This window comes from Bacillus sp. FSL K6-3431, assembly GCF_038002605.1.
GTDB lineage: Bacteria > Bacillota > Bacilli > Bacillales > Bacillaceae_C > Lederbergia.
Genome location: NZ_JBBOCT010000001.1, coordinates 4,862,060 through 4,873,003, shown reverse-complemented (window position 1 = coordinate 4,873,003; position 10,944 = coordinate 4,862,060). Strand labels below are relative to the sequence as shown.

Here is a 10,944-nt window from a genome sequence, read left to right as displayed (position 1 = left end):
ACCCCCATATTTATTTTGGACATAGAAAAAGCACCCCCGAAGAGATGCTTAATAACCAATTACATTTGTGATGCCGCCCTGCCTTTATTAGTTACCTTGTATAGTTCGTGATATTTAACGTAAAGTTCTTCAATCATTTCAGGAGTTACTGGTTGTCTGTTATTTCTAACCGCATCTATGTGCAACTTAACTAACTCCATTACAACGTCATTTTGATTTCTCTGAGTACTGTTCATCCTATTCCACCCCCTCATAATGACATCATTCGCCACAGAAGGTGTAAATCCTCTATTTTACTGCATATAAAAACGCCACCGAAGGATGGCGCACGTAACGACGTTCTGATATGAAGGAAAGATCAAAGGCGTGGAACATCCCCCTATAATCCCCCTTCACTAATACGTACTTCGCATGACAATCGCATGACATAGATTTTTAACCTACCTTCCGCATTCTTTGCTCAACCTTGTTCCTTGCACGTGTAATATGAGTTTGGACTGTACTTTTGCTCACTCCTAATTCATCTGCAATTTCTGTCCAACTCATTCCTTGTGCTGCATGTAATACATAACACTGTCTTTCCCTCAATGAAAACGATGCGAAAATATCAGACAGAATAATCTTTTCTTCACTAGTCATGTATAATTGCTTTTCATTTATATCATCCAATTGATCTGTAATATCCGGTATAATATCCATACTCTCGAGCGCTTTTCTCTGATAAGCTAACTTTTTATCGACACCTCTGAACGTCCCCGGCTGCCTACCTGTTTCTAGCCATTCAATCGTAAAATCCATATCATCTACCATACTATTAATATGTTTCATATCTTCTCGATCAGAAGGATTATTTCTATCCAAATTACCACGCATCTTATTCAACTGCCTTTTCCCAAGAGTATATTCATGAATTAAATTATCCGCCCAATTTGGCATAAAAACTCCTCCTATCGTTGTCTGAATGAACCTTTGTATCTTGCGTATGTCGGTCTATTTACTCCCATAAGACTTCTTATATCTGAATCTGTTAAAACCTCTGGTTTGCGCTTCTGTGGTTTCCTGCACTGTTTCATTTCTGCATGATCTTTCTTCCAACCCCTCAACTGCTCTTTCAGTGGGATATTCATGGCTTCATCTCCTCGGTTGCAAAATTATCGTTATTTAGGTACAAAAGTTGCAAACATTAAAAGGTAAATAAAAAAGACACCAAACAACGCTCCTATGCGTCATCCAGTGCCTTCCAGTTCTTGGTTAGGCTATTAAATTGTCGATATTTGTAAAACGATTCCTCTGCTATAAGCAATTAGTTGTAGTACAATTGTCACAACTAAAACTTAGGAGGATAACCTTGCAAAAAGAACTTGATGAAGAGTGGATCTTACTAATTCAAGAAGCATTGAAGCTCGGTATCTCGGCAAAGGAAATCAGTAATTTTTTTAAAGATCCCCCAAGGCCTTAGTAAGGTCTTTTTTTGCCTCGAATTATCAAACTTTTCTCTTCCGCGTATCTTCAAGCCTGTCCACCTTACCGCCCATAACAACGACTCTAACTTCTCCAAAGTCTGGTAAATCATGCTCAATCAACTTCCCTTTTTTCACCACGTACATCTTCTTTTCATCCAGAAGGCTAATCACTGCATTCGTTATGTTGTCATTCATGGAATCCCTCCTGTTATTTAGCTAGTGCTTGACGTGCTCTTTCCCCGACGTCTCTGTTAATCGGAATAACCGGTTCCCATTGTTCAATGACATTCGTGTTATATGTTTCGATGTCCGCATAAAACTCCAACGCTTCACGTAGGCGTTCATTTTCATCATGTAATTTTCTAATCATAAGCCCCTGAGCTTCCCATGCGGCTTTCTTAATATCCGATTCAGCTTTTGCTATCTCTATTTCCTTCTGCTGTTCTTTCGCGGTTTCGGCAAGAAAAGCATAATCATCAACATCTAACTGAACGACATTTGCGATGTATCCCTCGTTATCAGTGAGGAAAGCTGCATTCTTAATGACTTTTTCAAACCGTTCTTTATCCATCATTTCTGTTCACGCTCCAATTCTTGAAGGGTAAAGAATAATCTTTTTTTACTATGCTCGACAAGTTGATAGACTTCCCTTGCTGTATATCCAAAGTCGTCAACCAGAGTAGCTAATGTTGCAATTAATAATCGGTGAGCAGGGTCATTTTCATTTAGTTTTGTTTTATCCATCAAACTCTACCTCCACAAATCTTTTAGCAAATCTTAACTGTTGCTCAATATATGGATCGTCTTCTTTACCACCACTTGCCAACCAATCACCGATCCGTTTATCGACATCTGCCAACACTTCTGTCGGCAATTGGCTAGATATTGTAAGTAACTCCTGCATTGGACTCATCCCTCGCCCATCCCTTCCTGAATATGCTCAAACACCTTCAACGCTGTCTTTTCCCCGATACCTGGTATCTCTGTTAAACTCTCCATACGCTCATTTAGAAACGCATGAATGAATTCTGTTGCTTCATGTTTTCCTGCCTGTCTGCCTTGCTCGAATCCTTGTTGAAAGACTGGATTGCGTTTAGTTTTTGGCTTTAACTTATAGGCGTTACTGTTCGGATAAGGTTTTATCATCCCTCTGCCTACTTTCTTTTTTTCAATAACTTACCAAAGGCAAAACTGTATTGTGTCTCGTTTCTACGTGTTAAAATTACTTAGAGGTGTTTATTATGTTTATTTCCCCAATGTTGCTGCATCAAGTAGATCAGCCTTTTGATGATGATTCATGGATCACTGAGTTAAAACTTGATGGTTTTAGATGTATCTGGACTAAGTTTAATAACAAAGTAAGGCTATATACCCGGCATAATAACGAAATCACTTCAATGTTCCCTGAGTTAATAGATTTACCATTGCCAGACGGAACAGTCTTAGATGGCGAGATTGTCGTTTCAGATGATCAAGGCAAACCCGATTTTGAAGCTGTAATGCAACGATTTAAATCGAAGAAGTCTCTTCACCAGATAACCTATGGTGTATTCGATATCGTTTACTACGCTAACGAAAATTTGTCTTATAAGCCTTTACTAGAAAGAAAAGAAATTCTTAGTAATGTAATCCCAGTCGATACCAATTTACTCACCAAAGTTAACTGGACTAACGGCAATGGTATGGCTTATTTCGACTCCGTTAAGCAACTAGACCTTGAAGGCGTTGTACTTAAAAGAGCCGATTCAGGTTATCAAGTCAATAAACGCTCTAAAGATTGGTTAAAAGTTATTAACTACAAATATGAGAATGTTTATATTTCTGGTTTGCGTAAAGATAAATTCGGATTACTCTTAAACTATGAAAACGGGACTTATGCTGGACTATTAGAATTCATGCCGCCTAATAACAGAAAAGAATTATATAATGTTTACTCTGATTTAGTTATTAACGAAAATGATAAGTTTTTCTACTTAAATCCCGACTTGAAGGCATCTGTAAAATTTCGTAATTATACTAGCAAAGGGCTGCTTAGAATACCAAGCTTTGTGGAGTGGGTTTCATAACTCCACAGATACATATAAATTGTTCTTGTCTTATCTATTTCGCCTTTTTATCGTACTGTGACTCAATCGCAGTGTTCACTGACTGTTTTTCCACACTTGTAACAATGGATAGACTGGAAGTAATTATCAATCAGATTCGACTTTTCCCGAATGTATTCTTTCCCGTTTTTTTGATTAAAAACCCTTTTTGCTTCTACGCTAACACCGTTATAAAACAAAGACTCATTTCCGCACAAATCACATTTATAAACCATTTCCATCACCCTCCCTATAACGCTTTTTCTGTCTACTGCCTACCAATCAAAATCAATTCCCTACGATATGACCACTGCTTATTTTCTTGTTTCACAGCTTCCTTGTTCTCTCCGGGAGCATAAATTTCTATGACTTGGAGTATGTCGCCTTCGCTAGTTCTTGCTTTACGTTCGACCGACCAGCGTGTGACCATATCCTCACTTCCTTTTGAGTTTTTTAAATTACTTTTAGATAATGCAGCACGTACCCTTTTTCCGACTTAACTAAATCGCACTCCGTAACAAATTCATCGTAAGGTATTGATTTTCTACCACCCTCTTTAGCGCCTTCCCAATATGCTTCTAGCAAATTGAATGACAAAAGGTATATTTCATTCAACTTCTTAAACGAAACGATTAGAAATGAATGCGCACCTTTTTCGTACCATGATTTAAGTAATTCGTACTGATGGTCAGAAACATTATCGAGTGGGAAGCTCGTCCGATTAGATGTCTCTTTGGCGTCGAACACGATTGTCCGTCCGTTATGCACTCCCACGTAATCCACCCACTCACCCTTTTGTGTATAACCCGTCACTGTCCGCCCATGATGCTTCATGATCTGTACCGGCGTAGGCACCTTCCTGATGTCTGCTACACCCTTATTTCGATATTGCGTGTTCACCATGTCTACTAATCTCTCTAATCCTGCACCACGGTTTGCATGTGATCTGCTATAGGCTTTACTCATGCTTTCACCTTTTTCATATAATCCAACGCTTCGTCGATTGTTATCTGCCGTTTTAAAAACTCTACTTCGGCTTCCTCGTGCTTTTTCTTGCAGACAGGACCATATCCGTTATCGATGCTTTTCGTTATTTTGAGTGGTCGGTTACATCGTTTGCAGACAGTCATCAATATCCCTCCGATTGCCTAACGTGATTGATTTCATTTTTGCTGATGTACGCTTGTTCGATTTGCTCCCAAGTGAAGCCGAGCATTTCTCCTAATGTTAAAAAGCAATCAAATACAATTGTGTACTTTATCTCCGTCAACGTCTCATCACCCGAATACCTAGCTTTATAAAAGTTGTTTATGGATTCAAAAGTGATAAGAAACATATCTGTTACAGTTTTAGGTTTTGGCGCATTCCCGATCATCGTAAAGTTACCGAATTGCAACTCCAACCCTATCGACAAGATAAAATGCAGACAGTCCACGTATTCTTCTAGGAGTGGGTTATGAAAATGAACTCCAACACCATCGCAGTTATCGCAAAAACTAATAATTTTATTACCTTCTCTAATAGTCGGGTCTCCGTTGCATTTCTCACATAGATCGTCCGGATTTGGTTCAAATATCCTCGGCTCCTGATCCTTACTCCATTTCTTAAACCCACGCCACTCATTCGCACATTCACCAAGTTCAACCTGCAAGGCTAAGATTTTCCAATCCAAATTATTCTGATTTTTAAGTTCAGGGTGCTTCTCCAAGATCCGATCATCGAGCACCTTCTGCATTTCAAACAATTTAATGAGATTCAAACCATCCACATCCTTATCATTCTGTTGAAGCAAAGCGAGCAGAAACTACTTCTCTTTTTATGAAACGTCTTTTCGCACTTTAAGCATTTATTCATTGGATTACCTCCGTTGTGATGTTTTAATGATCGATCTATGACGTTAATCTTTCGCTAGAATATTTTCAGGATCAATGTCGTATTCCTTGCATATATCTAACAAATTCAACACAACTGTTCCGCCATTTTGAAGTTTACAATCAATGCCCCCATCGTCCGCATCACAACGGTCCAATAGGTCTGCAAACTTTTTAATTTCAAAACCGTCAAGCCATAGATTCAAATACTCATCACCAAACCAACTAATTTCTAATTCATTTTCAATAATAAATTTGTACAATTGCAACTCAGTCATATAAGTTTCACTCCTTCACAATTTCTGCCTATCCAGTGACTTCCATAAACCATTCTTTGTCCCATGTATCTAACGCCAAATCAATCATCACGCTATCCCTTAAATCACTAATATCTGTTGGAAGCTCTCTCAGCTCAAAACTATGAACGAATATTATCTTGGTGCGTCTATTAGGCAAGTAAACTCCCAATCTACCCGTTTCCTTGCCTTCGTATTCAACCCAGCCAATCTCACCTCTATACGTCACCCAATCCCCTACGACCATTAGAATCACCCTCAATTCTTTTGTCGAACTCGTCAAGCGCTGCCTTTCTCAATTCAGTAAACCTCGCAAGAAACATAAGCTGAGATAAGTTTGCTATTGCAACGTTCATCCTATTTTCTGTTCCTTCACGTACTCCCGATTTAATCCCCATTTCTTACATTTCCTCCACACAGTCGATTCTGCTATGTCAAGCGCATCTGCTATTTCCTGCATCGTCATTTTTTCCTTGACTAACAGGTATTCGATATCCCTATGATCTGCTTCATATCCTTTTGCCAGAATGGCGTTTGTGCACTTATTTACTAGATACCTATCTTTTTTCCTTGCTAACACCGTTAGCGCTTCGTAGTCACGACCCAGTGACTTTATACGAGTACAATTAGGACAACCGCATACAGTCCGATTATTTTCTGGTAGCTGACATTTCAAATCGTGTATTTCATCAAGAATTATTAACCTTTTCGTTTTTATTTCTTGAATATTCACCGATAAGACCGCCTTTCCGTTTTTTAATTGCTCCGAGTTTAGCCCGATCCAGTGCAAGTAGCAGGACATCTTCTGGTGTTCGCTTGAAGTATTTAGCCATTTCTTTTAGTGTTTTGCCTTCGTGCCATTGACATTCGAAGTCAAAGACTTGTTCTTCCTGCCAGACGAAATCGAAATTTTCACATACGATGTAAGGTTGGGCGTATTTACTAACTAGAGCGCTCATTATCTTGCTCCAACAAGTCCTTGTTTTCGTAAATGTTGCCGATGATTTCACGTTCTTTGGAAATTTCATAAAGCTCATCGTAACGATCTCTACCAAGGAAACCTTGTCCGTAAAAGCTAACGAACATCCCTTTATGCTCCTCTACAATCCCGCATGTTGTACCTTCAAAACTTCCATCCTCGGTGGATAAAATGTCACCTTCGAATATTTCTTTTCCGTTCTTGTCTTTTAATCCGGTGTATTGCATCAAAGTGTAGTCTCCGTGTTCTCCACTACCTTCGCCGTTTTGCAAATTGTAATATTGAACCACCCCATCAAAACAACTAAGGTTATCGTGACTATCCGTCCCTACAATGTGCATTGATTTATGACATCTATCAAATACTCTAAACTTTATCTCCCTCACAACAATCTCCCCTTTCAAAACCAAGCATTTTCCGAATTATCCGTATCAATATTTCTAAATTCTTTCACCTGTTTTTCATCTCTCGCTTCTTCCCTGATAACTTCCTTTTGCCATGCGAGCCATTCAGCTTTACTCATGTTTTTCATCCTCCCTGCTTGTATTTTTGCTGTATTGCTTCTAGCCTTTTTCTTCTTGCTTCATCGACTTCATCGACTGCTGAATCAGCGACTGGCTTTTGATTTTCTTTTTGTTCAAACCACTCAGGCAACTGTTCCTGTCTACCAGTGCGCCTTCTTGGGTAGTTTTTCGATTGACTAGTTTTCTCTTTATGTTCAAGTTGAGCAGCATGGGCTTGTTCAACAGTTGTTATCTTTTTATCAAACCAGTTTTTCAAAATAGCTTCTGTATAGCTCCAGAACTTCTTGCCGTTTTCAACCGATTGCTTTAAAGATTCTAAAACTAGTTCTTCGGATAGATCGTCACACCATGCGATGATTTTTTCTGATATGTAACTGCCAATAGTGCCGAATCCGTTTTGTTCGTAGAAAAGAAAGACTGCTGACAAATCATTTTGCGGAGCTTCTTCTACTACTACTGTTTTTAATTCTTTAGTTCTTAGTTCTTTATTAACCTTCTTATTTATGGTGTCAGCCTGTCGTTTTGGCATCGTATCGTTCGTGTCGTTTTCATTGTCGTTTTCAGCGTTCTGTTCGTAGTTGCTCGGGTCTTGATAAACGTTGTAGTTGCATATGGTTACGACTAATCCCTTCGTTGTCTTCGTCGTTTCTATCATCGGTTTGCTGTCGTATCCTTCGTCTGGTGCTTCGTCAACATTTCGTAACCACTCTAAAATGTTAAACATTTGGGATTTTGTGGGTTTTTCAACACGATAACCAACCTTATGGCTACAGGCTTCAATTAACTCCGGGATAGATACAATCACTTGTCCCCTATCTAAATTCTTGTAAGGTTTGTACTGTGCCCTCATAAGGAGGTACATCCAAACCTTTAAATAGATAGGTGGCTTCTCCCATATCTCGCTTTCTACCATTTTTCTCGATGTCAGGATGTACCCACCTGGATTTTTGGGCCCATGCACATAAATCACCTCAATTTCGTTTACATATTGCAAATCTATTTTTTATTTTTAATACCTCGTAATCTGGATAACGTTGCATATAATCTAGTACAAGCTGTTTAAAGTGAGCCTTATCTTGCGCTTCCTTCCAGATCCGCTCTGGAAGGAGTACGCTTGATGTATTATTCAAATGGGAATTCCTCTTGCATTTCATCAAAATCAATATTTCCGAAGTCTATATCTGCTGCAGATGGCTTCTCTGGCTCTACCGGAGGTTCATCTTGAACTTCTGTATATTCAGCTTCAATTGCATCTTCTTTCTTCTGTACAGGCTTTTTAGCTGGTTGTAATTCAATAATTCTTTTAAGCCCGGTCATTTGTTGAAGATTTAAATCGCTAAACGATTTACCGAAATTTTTCTCCGATATCGTGCGAATTTCCGGGATTGTAATTTTTTTCACTTTAGCTAGCTCTAGCACTTCCGCATTAACTTGTTGTAACATCGTTTCTTCATCTACCGATTCAGTTTCACTGATATTAATCTCCCTACATTGCGATTGGCGGCTATCTTCTTGTACTGCATCCTTTGTCCCTTGGATCGTATGATCATCGATATCTACACCAAACTGAGCTTTCAGGGCGCGTTTCATCACGTGCTTTTTGAACATGTCGTTGAAGTTTGATTTCCATAATGGATTTCTACCTTTTTCCAAATGCTCGACTTCTGAACGATCCATGAAAATAACTTGATCCGGTGCGCCTTTTCGTTTAGTAATGGCATAAGCTGCAACTGCCTTCCCTCTGATCGGTAGGGCTATTTTGTGTTTCATGATTTTAAATTCTCCATCCACCAGTTCAGCTTCAAAGTTATCAACTTCGTTTTCCCCAATTACTTCTGCTGATGCCGTGATGTAATCTGGATGCTTTCTAGCTCTGTAATGGATGCCCTCTACACTGATTTGAATGTCCATCTTGCCGTTATATGGGATGGCGTATATATGCCCTAGAAACGGATTTAAACCAGATGCAGCACACGTTTGAATATATAGATTAAATTGTGCATCGCTGATACCTTGCGGTGTTAATGTTTGTTTCAGTGTTGCAACTTCACCACGAGTTAATGTTCCGGCAATAACTTCTTTTGGATCTGATTTTTGTATTTCTTTAGTGTTTGTCATTAGGAAGCAACCTCCTTGATTTTTCCTCTAACATTTATTTTTAAATCGTGATCTCTAACTGATGCTGTGATCAACTGACCTGTTGGAGCAATGTACTTTAAGATCGATTCAGCATTGTCTACGAATGTCGGCACGATCACACCAGATTGTTGACTAAGGACCTCAACCATTTCTAATCCGCATCTGATTTTTTCCGCTGTAGAGAGCTTGCTGTACGGCTTACCATCCATGTTGATTTCAAATGCATCTTTACGATTACCATTCTTTAATTCTTCGAAAAGCTGAACAGAAATTGTTGTGAATAAGCTATCTACTTTTTTAACCATTACTAATGCTTGTTTAGCTTCAAAGTCTTTAATAGCTTCTCTGATGCTTTGCGATTCGTTTCTTTCCTGCAGCACACGCTCTTTATTTTCCGTAGCTTCTTTGATGTCTGATTCTAGTTGAGCGTTTCTTCCTGCTGTATCACGTTTTGTCATAAGTTGATAAACACGATCATCCAGTTCCTTGCTTTGTTGTTGTGTACCTGACGCTTCAACTTCTGGAAGAGCAGCTAGTTTTTCTTTTAACTCTTGTAGCTCTGCTGTCATACCCTTACCTTTTTCAATCGCATCTTTAAAACGTTTAGCATGGTGTTCTTTCACAGTTTTAAATGCTGTGATATCTAATTCTTGTCCACATGTTCGACAGCTATCTTCAAGCTTCTCTTCACGAATAGAAAGGGCTAATTCTCTTTGCTTGAATATCCTTTCACTTAAATGCTCGATTTCCGATTGAAGAGCCGTTCTGTTTTGCATTGCTTTAAAAGCTTTATGTCTGTTTTCATCCAATCCATCGCGTTCATTAACAAGTGAATCAATTTCTTTCTGGATAGCTTCTGGATCAATCGACTCTGAACCAGAATCTTTTTCAAGCTGTTCTTGCAACGTTAGAAGCCTTTCAGCAACTCTCGTATATTGAGTGTCACGATCTTTGAATCGTTCCTTGTGCTTGCTTTCTAGCTCGTCCAGTGAATGCTTTTTCATGTGTTCTTGAAGCAACTTGGATTGAATGTCTGGCAATTCGGCAAAAACTTCACTATTTAGTGGCTCGTCTACGTATTCAAGCACCTGAGCGCGTTGATCTTTCCAGTTTTGAGTAAAGAAATAAATTGGGTTGAACATTGAAAGAAATAAGTTTTCATCGAAAAGTTCTTTTGTGAACTGGTTAAATTCAGTAGCTTTCTTTGGAATCTCATTGATGTAATACTTAGCAGTTTTCTTTTGCGCTCTAGCTAAGATCGTTTCTTCCCCATCGACTAAGATGGTAAGAGTAACCTTGCTTTCGAGCTCAGGATTATCAACTGGATTAGGATCAAGTTTCACGCCTATCTGATCTCTCCCTGTAAACACCCAAGCTACTGCATCTGCAACTGTTGATTTCCCTGCACCATTTCTACCAAAGATGTTTGTTATGTCACCAAAACTAGTTGATAGCTTGCTCTGATTCTTAAAGTTTTCCATTTCAACATGCTTAAAAATGATTTCCATGTTTTTCTCTCCCTTGATTCAATTTTCAATGTGCGGTAAAATAGATTTAATTAACTTTTTAAAACCTCCGACTCCTGCGC

The 10,944-nt window shown here is 38.9% G+C and carries 24 protein-coding genes; 2 read left to right on the top strand and 22 right to left on the bottom strand.

The window, feature by feature from the left end; translation table 11 throughout:
- Nucleotides 1-59: 59 nt before the first annotated feature.
- The 3 genes from MHB53_RS23175 to MHB53_RS23165 all read right to left on the bottom strand — a co-directional run bounded on the left by MHB53_RS23175 (nucleotide 60) and on the right by MHB53_RS23165 (nucleotide 1,127).
- The gene (locus tag MHB53_RS23175) at nucleotides 60-236 is read right to left on the bottom strand and encodes a hypothetical protein (protein WP_340922998.1); all 177 of its coding nucleotides are present in this window, start codon (nucleotides 234-236) and stop codon (nucleotides 60-62) included.
- Nucleotides 237-435: 199 nt separating this feature from the next.
- Entirely contained in the window at nucleotides 436-936 is a 501-nt protein-coding gene (locus MHB53_RS23170; RefSeq protein WP_340922995.1) for a sigma-70 family RNA polymerase sigma factor, read from the bottom strand.
- 11 nt (nucleotides 937-947) lie between these two features.
- Complete coding sequence (locus MHB53_RS23165) at nucleotides 948-1,127, bottom strand: hypothetical protein (RefSeq protein ID WP_340922991.1); 180 nt, start codon at nucleotides 1,125-1,127, stop codon at nucleotides 948-950.
- A gap of 221 nt (nucleotides 1,128-1,348) precedes the next feature.
- Between MHB53_RS23165 and MHB53_RS23160 the strand changes: the two genes are divergently transcribed.
- Nucleotides 1,349-1,459 carry an anti-repressor SinI family protein gene (locus tag MHB53_RS23160; protein ID WP_340922987.1) on the top strand — a complete coding sequence of 37 codons (111 nt, stop codon included), beginning with the start codon at nucleotides 1,349-1,351 and terminating at the stop codon, nucleotides 1,457-1,459.
- A gap of 25 nt (nucleotides 1,460-1,484) precedes the next feature.
- On the opposite strand, the gene MHB53_RS23155 is transcribed toward MHB53_RS23160, so the two are convergent.
- From MHB53_RS23155 to MHB53_RS23135, 5 genes are read right to left on the bottom strand one after another with little or no spacing between them, the layout of a single operon-like run.
- Nucleotides 1,485-1,658: a DUF3954 domain-containing protein gene (locus tag MHB53_RS23155; RefSeq protein ID WP_340922984.1), complete on the bottom strand. Its 174-nt coding sequence runs from the start codon at nucleotides 1,656-1,658 to the stop codon at nucleotides 1,485-1,487.
- A gap of 13 nt (nucleotides 1,659-1,671) precedes the next feature.
- Nucleotides 1,672-2,037 (bottom strand): hypothetical protein, encoded by a 366-nt coding sequence (locus MHB53_RS23150; protein ID WP_340922981.1) that lies wholly within the window; start codon nucleotides 2,035-2,037, stop codon nucleotides 1,672-1,674.
- The gene (locus tag MHB53_RS23145) at nucleotides 2,034-2,210 is read right to left on the bottom strand and encodes a hypothetical protein (protein WP_340922978.1); all 177 of its coding nucleotides are present in this window, start codon (nucleotides 2,208-2,210) and stop codon (nucleotides 2,034-2,036) included. The genes MHB53_RS23150 and MHB53_RS23145 overlap by 4 nt, the downstream gene beginning before the upstream one ends.
- Complete coding sequence (locus tag MHB53_RS23140; protein ID WP_340922975.1) at nucleotides 2,200-2,376, bottom strand: DUF6877 family protein; 177 nt, start codon at nucleotides 2,374-2,376, stop codon at nucleotides 2,200-2,202. Before MHB53_RS23140 ends, MHB53_RS23145 begins: the two co-directional genes overlap by 11 nt.
- Nucleotides 2,373-2,609 (bottom strand): hypothetical protein, encoded by a 237-nt coding sequence (locus tag MHB53_RS23135; protein ID WP_340922970.1) that lies wholly within the window; start codon nucleotides 2,607-2,609, stop codon nucleotides 2,373-2,375. The genes MHB53_RS23140 and MHB53_RS23135 overlap by 4 nt, the downstream gene beginning before the upstream one ends.
- 95 nt (nucleotides 2,610-2,704) lie before the next feature.
- On the opposite strand from MHB53_RS23135, the gene MHB53_RS23130 reads away from it, so the two are divergent.
- Nucleotides 2,705-3,529 carry an ATP-dependent DNA ligase gene (locus tag MHB53_RS23130; protein ID WP_340922967.1) on the top strand — a complete coding sequence of 275 codons (825 nt, stop codon included), beginning with the start codon at nucleotides 2,705-2,707 and terminating at the stop codon, nucleotides 3,527-3,529.
- Nucleotides 3,530-3,815: 286 nt separating this feature from the next.
- Here the strand turns inward: MHB53_RS23130 and MHB53_RS23125 are convergent, their stop codons facing one another.
- The 14 genes from MHB53_RS23125 to MHB53_RS23060 form a co-directional block, all read right to left on the bottom strand.
- Nucleotides 3,816-3,977 (bottom strand): hypothetical protein, encoded by a 162-nt coding sequence (locus tag MHB53_RS23125; protein WP_340922964.1) that lies wholly within the window; start codon nucleotides 3,975-3,977, stop codon nucleotides 3,816-3,818.
- A 23-nt stretch (nucleotides 3,978-4,000) separates the two neighbouring features.
- Nucleotides 4,001-4,513: a Holliday junction resolvase RecU gene (locus MHB53_RS23120; protein WP_340922961.1), complete on the bottom strand. Its 513-nt coding sequence runs from the start codon at nucleotides 4,511-4,513 to the stop codon at nucleotides 4,001-4,003.
- Complete coding sequence (locus MHB53_RS23115; RefSeq protein ID WP_340922958.1) at nucleotides 4,510-4,677, bottom strand: DUF6011 domain-containing protein; 168 nt, start codon at nucleotides 4,675-4,677, stop codon at nucleotides 4,510-4,512. Before MHB53_RS23115 ends, MHB53_RS23120 begins: the two co-directional genes overlap by 4 nt.
- Nucleotides 4,677-5,306 (bottom strand): dUTP diphosphatase, encoded by a 630-nt coding sequence (locus MHB53_RS23110; protein WP_445661474.1) that lies wholly within the window; start codon nucleotides 5,304-5,306, stop codon nucleotides 4,677-4,679. The genes MHB53_RS23115 and MHB53_RS23110 overlap by 1 nt, the downstream gene beginning before the upstream one ends.
- A gap of 138 nt (nucleotides 5,307-5,444) precedes the next feature.
- Nucleotides 5,445-5,696 carry a hypothetical protein gene (locus MHB53_RS23105; protein WP_340922956.1) on the bottom strand — a complete coding sequence of 84 codons (252 nt, stop codon included), beginning with the start codon at nucleotides 5,694-5,696 and terminating at the stop codon, nucleotides 5,445-5,447.
- Between the two features lie 28 nt (nucleotides 5,697-5,724).
- Nucleotides 5,725-5,961 (bottom strand): hypothetical protein, encoded by a 237-nt coding sequence (locus tag MHB53_RS23100; RefSeq protein WP_340922954.1) that lies wholly within the window; start codon nucleotides 5,959-5,961, stop codon nucleotides 5,725-5,727.
- 105 nt (nucleotides 5,962-6,066) lie between these two features.
- Nucleotides 6,067-6,447, bottom strand: coding sequence for a hypothetical protein (locus MHB53_RS23095; protein WP_340922952.1), 381 nt, complete (start codon nucleotides 6,445-6,447; stop codon nucleotides 6,067-6,069).
- Nucleotides 6,404-6,673, bottom strand: coding sequence for a hypothetical protein (locus tag MHB53_RS23090; protein ID WP_340922947.1), 270 nt, complete (start codon nucleotides 6,671-6,673; stop codon nucleotides 6,404-6,406). Before MHB53_RS23090 ends, MHB53_RS23095 begins: the two co-directional genes overlap by 44 nt.
- Nucleotides 6,657-7,079 (bottom strand): YopX family protein, encoded by a 423-nt coding sequence (locus MHB53_RS23085; protein WP_340922943.1) that lies wholly within the window; start codon nucleotides 7,077-7,079, stop codon nucleotides 6,657-6,659. Before MHB53_RS23085 ends, MHB53_RS23090 begins: the two co-directional genes overlap by 17 nt.
- Nucleotides 7,080-7,093: 14 nt before the next feature.
- A complete protein-coding gene (locus MHB53_RS23080; protein ID WP_340922940.1) occupies nucleotides 7,094-7,216 on the bottom strand; it encodes a hypothetical protein in 123 nt (40 codons plus the stop codon).
- Nucleotides 7,217-7,221: 5 nt separating this feature from the next.
- Complete coding sequence (locus MHB53_RS23075; protein WP_340922937.1) at nucleotides 7,222-8,067, bottom strand: DnaD domain-containing protein; 846 nt, start codon at nucleotides 8,065-8,067, stop codon at nucleotides 7,222-7,224.
- A 121-nt stretch (nucleotides 8,068-8,188) separates the two neighbouring features.
- A complete protein-coding gene (locus MHB53_RS23070; protein WP_340922934.1) occupies nucleotides 8,189-8,347 on the bottom strand; it encodes a hypothetical protein in 159 nt (52 codons plus the stop codon).
- The gene (locus MHB53_RS23065) at nucleotides 8,340-9,335 is read right to left on the bottom strand and encodes a RecT family recombinase (RefSeq protein WP_340922932.1); all 996 of its coding nucleotides are present in this window, start codon (nucleotides 9,333-9,335) and stop codon (nucleotides 8,340-8,342) included. The genes MHB53_RS23070 and MHB53_RS23065 overlap by 8 nt, the downstream gene beginning before the upstream one ends.
- Complete coding sequence (locus tag MHB53_RS23060; protein WP_340922931.1) at nucleotides 9,335-10,864, bottom strand: hypothetical protein; 1,530 nt, start codon at nucleotides 10,862-10,864, stop codon at nucleotides 9,335-9,337. The genes MHB53_RS23065 and MHB53_RS23060 overlap by 1 nt, the downstream gene beginning before the upstream one ends.
- Nucleotides 10,865-10,944 lie beyond the last annotated feature (80 nt).

Bases quoted from the DNA above. Each gene is read 5' to 3' on its own strand.
- MHB53_RS23115 (WP_340922958.1), bottom strand. From the start codon at position 4,677: ATGACTGTCTGCAAACGATGTAACCGACCACTCAAAATAACGAAAAGC.
- MHB53_RS23155 (WP_340922984.1), bottom strand. From the start codon at position 1,658: ATGAATGACAACATAACGAATGCAGTGATTAGCCTTCTGGATGAAAAG.
- MHB53_RS23165 (WP_340922991.1), bottom strand. From the start codon at position 1,127: ATGAATATCCCACTGAAAGAGCAGTTGAGGGGTTGGAAGAAAGATCAT.
- MHB53_RS23150 (WP_340922981.1), bottom strand. From the start codon at position 2,037: ATGATGGATAAAGAACGGTTTGAAAAAGTCATTAAGAATGCAGCTTTC.
- MHB53_RS23170 (WP_340922995.1), bottom strand. From the start codon at position 936: ATGCCAAATTGGGCGGATAATTTAATTCATGAATATACTCTTGGGAAA.
- MHB53_RS23060 (WP_340922931.1), bottom strand. From the start codon at position 10,864: ATGGAAATCATTTTTAAGCATGTTGAAATGGAAAACTTTAAGAATCAG.
- MHB53_RS23065 (WP_340922932.1), bottom strand. From the start codon at position 9,335: ATGACAAACACTAAAGAAATACAAAAATCAGATCCAAAAGAAGTTATT.
- MHB53_RS23090 (WP_340922947.1), bottom strand. From the start codon at position 6,673: ATGAGCGCTCTAGTTAGTAAATACGCCCAACCTTACATCGTATGTGAA.
- MHB53_RS23135 (WP_340922970.1), bottom strand. From the start codon at position 2,609: ATGATAAAACCTTATCCGAACAGTAACGCCTATAAGTTAAAGCCAAAA.
- MHB53_RS23120 (WP_340922961.1), bottom strand. From the start codon at position 4,513: ATGAGTAAAGCCTATAGCAGATCACATGCAAACCGTGGTGCAGGATTA.
- MHB53_RS23075 (WP_340922937.1), bottom strand. From the start codon at position 8,067: ATGAGGGCACAGTACAAACCTTACAAGAATTTAGATAGGGGACAAGTG.
- MHB53_RS23140 (WP_340922975.1), bottom strand. From the start codon at position 2,376: ATGAGTCCAATGCAGGAGTTACTTACAATATCTAGCCAATTGCCGACA.
- MHB53_RS23175 (WP_340922998.1), bottom strand. From the start codon at position 236: ATGAACAGTACTCAGAGAAATCAAAATGACGTTGTAATGGAGTTAGTT.
- MHB53_RS23105 (WP_340922956.1), bottom strand. From the start codon at position 5,696: ATGACTGAGTTGCAATTGTACAAATTTATTATTGAAAATGAATTAGAA.
- MHB53_RS23130 (WP_340922967.1), top strand. From the start codon at position 2,705: ATGTTTATTTCCCCAATGTTGCTGCATCAAGTAGATCAGCCTTTTGAT.
- MHB53_RS23100 (WP_340922954.1), bottom strand. From the start codon at position 5,961: ATGGTCGTAGGGGATTGGGTGACGTATAGAGGTGAGATTGGCTGGGTT.
- MHB53_RS23080 (WP_340922940.1), bottom strand. From the start codon at position 7,216: ATGAGTAAAGCTGAATGGCTCGCATGGCAAAAGGAAGTTATCAGGGAA.
- MHB53_RS23125 (WP_340922964.1), bottom strand. From the start codon at position 3,977: ATGGTCACACGCTGGTCGGTCGAACGTAAAGCAAGAACTAGCGAAGGC.